Origin of the sequence: Acidithiobacillus sp., from assembly GCF_027322205.1 — a bacterium.
Taxonomy (GTDB): Bacteria; Pseudomonadota; Gammaproteobacteria; order Acidithiobacillales; family Acidithiobacillaceae; genus Acidithiobacillus.
This window is the reverse complement of record NZ_DAHVHY010000112.1, coordinates 1-3,756: the sequence shown is the minus strand read 5'-3', so window position 1 is coordinate 3,756 and position 3,756 is coordinate 1. Positions and strand designations below refer to the sequence as shown.

The 3,756-nt window shown below is 55.5% G+C and carries 5 protein-coding genes; all 5 read left to right on the top strand.

The annotated features are described in order from the left end of the window. On the top strand, positions 1 to 282 hold a 282-nt coding region (locus M7F93_RS11310; RefSeq protein ID WP_298173528.1), incomplete at its 5' end, for a DnaJ C-terminal domain-containing protein. A 15-nt stretch (positions 283 to 297) separates the two neighbouring features. Next, positions 298 to 585, top strand: coding sequence for a chaperone modulator CbpM (locus tag M7F93_RS11305; RefSeq protein WP_010640796.1), 288 nt, complete (start codon positions 298 to 300; stop codon positions 583 to 585). A 22-nt stretch (positions 586 to 607) separates the two neighbouring features. Further along, the gene (locus tag M7F93_RS11300) at positions 608 to 1,138 is read left to right on the top strand and encodes a methylated-DNA--[protein]-cysteine S-methyltransferase (RefSeq protein ID WP_024894514.1); all 531 of its coding nucleotides are present in this window, start codon (positions 608 to 610) and stop codon (positions 1,136 to 1,138) included. 27 nt (positions 1,139 to 1,165) lie between these two features. Further along, on the top strand, positions 1,166 to 1,903 hold the full coding sequence (gene nfsA / locus M7F93_RS11295; RefSeq protein WP_024894513.1) for an oxygen-insensitive NADPH nitroreductase: 738 nt from the start codon (positions 1,166 to 1,168) through the stop codon (positions 1,901 to 1,903). 425 nt (positions 1,904 to 2,328) lie between these two features. Then, positions 2,329 to 3,549 (top strand): IS110 family RNA-guided transposase, encoded by a 1,221-nt coding sequence (locus tag M7F93_RS11290; protein ID WP_031575885.1) that lies wholly within the window; start codon positions 2,329 to 2,331, stop codon positions 3,547 to 3,549. Positions 3,550 to 3,756 lie beyond the last annotated feature (207 nt).

Below are 3,756 nucleotides of genomic sequence, written 5' to 3'. Positions count from 1 at the left end.
GACCTGTATCATGACCTGCACATCACCCCCTGGGAAGCAGTGCTGGGTGCCAGCGTTGAGGTTCCCACTCTGGAAGGCAGTGTCCGGATGAAAATCCCGGCGGGCAGCAGCAGCGGCCAAAAACTGCGTCTCTCCCAAAAAGGACTGCCAGGAACCGGCAGCAAACCAGCGGGTGATCTTTACGCTATTATTCAAATAGTCGTCCCCAAAAATATCAGCGATGAAGAAAAAGCTTTGTGGACCCAGTTAGGAGAAATATCCAGCTATCATCCCCGCCGTTAGAGAGGAGAGTGCACGATGGTCTCAACACCCATTCAGGTTATTGAAGCGGAACTGCTGGAGGAGGGGGCTTTCTGCTTTGATTTGTCGCGCTTCTGCACCTTGCTGCATTGTGCCGAAGGCGAAGCCGTGCAACTGGTCCACTATGGCGTCATTCATCCCGAAGGCAGCGGTCCCCAGCACTGGCGCTTCCGCAGCCTGGATCTTTATCGGGCCAGGCTGAGCCGCCGTCTCGCCCGTGATCTGGAAATTGATCTGGCCGGAGCCGCCCTGGCGGTGGATTTACTGGAACGCTTGCGGCATTAGTGGCTCTTGCAGGGCTGAAAGCATGTCTCTCAACGAATCCTTGGACTGGCATATTCATAGGTGCAATACCCCTTTGGGGGAAATGCTCCTGGTAACTGATCCGCAAGGCACTTTGCGGGCGTTGGATTACTGGGAAGACAGCCAGCACAGTATCCTTGCAGATCTCGGTCGATTGTACGGCACGGACCGGATCACGCTGACCAGCGGACCCCTGCCCACGTTGATACGTCATAGTCTGGAGGCTTACTGGGCGGGAGATTTGCAGGCACTGACGGTCATTCCTACAAAATCTGCCGGAACGCCCTTTCAACAGGCAGCCTGGGCATGGTTACGCACCATTCCCGCCGGAGAAACCCGCAGCTACAAGGAACAGGCTCAGGGCATGAACCTTCCTGCGGCTGTTCGCGCGGTAGGACACGCCAACAGCAAGAATCCCATTGGTATTGTCGTACCCTGCCACCGGGTCATTGGCAGCAATGGCACCCTGACTGGCTATGCGGGCGGCATAGATCGCAAACGCTGGTTATTGCAACATGAAGGCGCCCTATCCTGATTCGCACCATTCATTTGGAGATTGAATATGAACGACACACTCAACGTGTTAAAGCAACATCGATCCATACGGCGCTTTAGCGGGCAACCCGTTGAACAAACCCTGGTTCAGGATATCGTACGCTGTGGTCAACATGCTGCAAGTTCCAGTCATATCCAGGCCTGTACGGTCATTCAGATAAGCGATCCGCATTTGCGGGATAAAATCGCACATCTGGCTGGCGACCAGGAATATATCCGCAGTGCTGGCGCTTTCCTGGTATTTTGCGCAGATTTACATCGTGCAGCCCGTATTGGCAGCCGGGAAAATCAAACATTTGTGGCGGGCATGACCGAGCACTTCATTATTGCCACCGTTGATGTCAGCTTGTTCGCCCAAAATTGTGTAACAGCGGCTGAATCAATGGGATTGGGCACTTGCTACATTGGCGCCGTACGCAACCATCCGCAGGAAATCAGTGATCTGCTGCATTTGCCTGAACAGGTTTACCCTGTTTTTGGACTCTGCATCGGTTATCCCGACCAGAATCCTGATCTGAAACCGCGACTGCCCCTGTCCGTAGTGCTCAAGGAAAATAGTTACGATGAAACCCGTGATGAAGCGGAAATCAGCCAGTACGATCAGCAGATGGCCGAGTACTATCGCAATCGCAATGCTTCGCAAAAAAACAGTCGCTGGACCCAGGAAATTGCTGCTCTGGTAGGCCGGGAAGCACGGCCCCACATGCGCGGCTTTTTGGAACGGCGCGGCATGAATACCCGTTAAAAAAACTTTGCTGCCTGGCCTTGCGAAAGGCTCTCATTTTATGTCTTGATGATGAGGTGCGCTGTGCTGTCCGCTGCTTCCTTGCGTCAGACTTTGCGGAGTATTTATGCTCTATCCGTCAGGCTGCCAGTCAGGCTGATTCCCCCATCTCTTTGAACCAGTTACTCCATCCTAACGTCCATTGCGACTCGCGCCACCCCGGAGAATGAAAGAGAATGGGAGGGGGTGGCGGCGGATTGAGATCGCGCGAAATTTTGGTGACTTGATCCCGTTTCTAACGTGACCCGCCGGGCCGACTCGTACCCCGGATTGCCTCCATGAGAGCGCACATTAAGAGGACCGCCTGTGGCTTGCTGCAGGCAGGTTGATTCGGCATCGGCATCCGTCGCCTCCCACGTTTTCAGTATAGATGGAGAGGAAAGCCAATGGAACTGAAACCCATTTTTCAACGTGTGATCGGCCTGGATATTCATCAGGCACAAGTCACGGCCTGTGCCATCATAGGCAACCCGGATGGCACTGTGGAGGTAGAGCGCCGTCAGTTTGGCAGCTTCAAGAAAGACCGCCGGGCCTTGGCGGATTGGTGTGCGACCTGGCAGCCGGATGCAGTGGTCATGGAGAGTACCGGGATTTACTGGAAAAGTCCCTATGCGGCTTTGGAGCAGGTCGGCATTCGTGCCCAGGTCGTCAATGCCCGTCACGTCAAACAGGTGCCCGGGCGCAAAACCGATGTTGGCGATGCGGAATGGCTGGCCATGCTGGCGCGCGCGGGCTTGTTACGCGGTTCCTTTGTCCCGCCGGCGCCACTGCGGGAATTACGCTTGATTGCCCGCCAACGCCAGAAGTTGGTCGGCATGCTGGCCTCCGAAAAGAACCGGCTACACAAGGTGCTGACCGACGGGGGGATCCGCCTGGGCGTGGTGGTCAGCGACATTCATGGTCAATCGGCACGCGCCATGATCAAGGCGCTGATTCAGGGCGCCACGCCCCAGGAGGTACTGTCCCTGGCGAGCCATCGCCTCAAGGCCAGCCGGGAGGAGATTCTGGATGCGTTGCAGGGCGATTTGAGTGCCTGCCATCGTTTTGTTCTGGACGAAGTGATGCACCATATCGAAGCCCTGGAAGCGCAGATCGCGCGCTTCGATACCCGCTTGCTGGACGGTTTGGCCCCGCAACAGCATGCACTGGCGTTGCTGCAGACCTTGCCGGGAGTGGATACTATAGGTGCTGCCTTATTGCTGGTGGAAATCGGGGACGATATGAAGGCCTTCGGGAGTGCCGATCGCCTGGCGTCGTGGGCCGGTCTGTGCCCGGGCAACAACGAATCGGCCGGTAAGCGCAAAAGTGGTCGCACCCGGAAAGGGAATCCTTACGTGCGCCGCGTCTTGTGCGAATGCGCCCATGCCGCCAGTCGCACCCAATGCGCTCTGCCCACCAAATTCCAGAACCTGGTCGTGCGCCGAGGTCATAAACGATCCATTATCGCCTTGGCCCACAAAATGCTGCGCATCATCTACTTCATGCTCTCTCGCGGCACATATTACCGGGACGCCGCCACCGATTATGAAGCCTTGAGCGTACAACGTAATGCCGCACGCTGGATTAAAAAGCTGATCAAGTTCGGATTCCTGCCCGATCCGGCATAACCGCTTTCAGATCCCGTCAAATGGTCCTCACAGGCCAGGGACTTCTGTGCCCGTAATCCCATCTCTTTCACAGTAACCTGCATAATCACAGTAGATGCTTGAGCGAGCCAGTACTCCACATCCTTTCTTTCCGTCAGTGAAAGCGGGGGCTGAGTAGAAGATTACTTACCTGATTATCAAAGAGAAAATATTCATAATTTTAGGCTT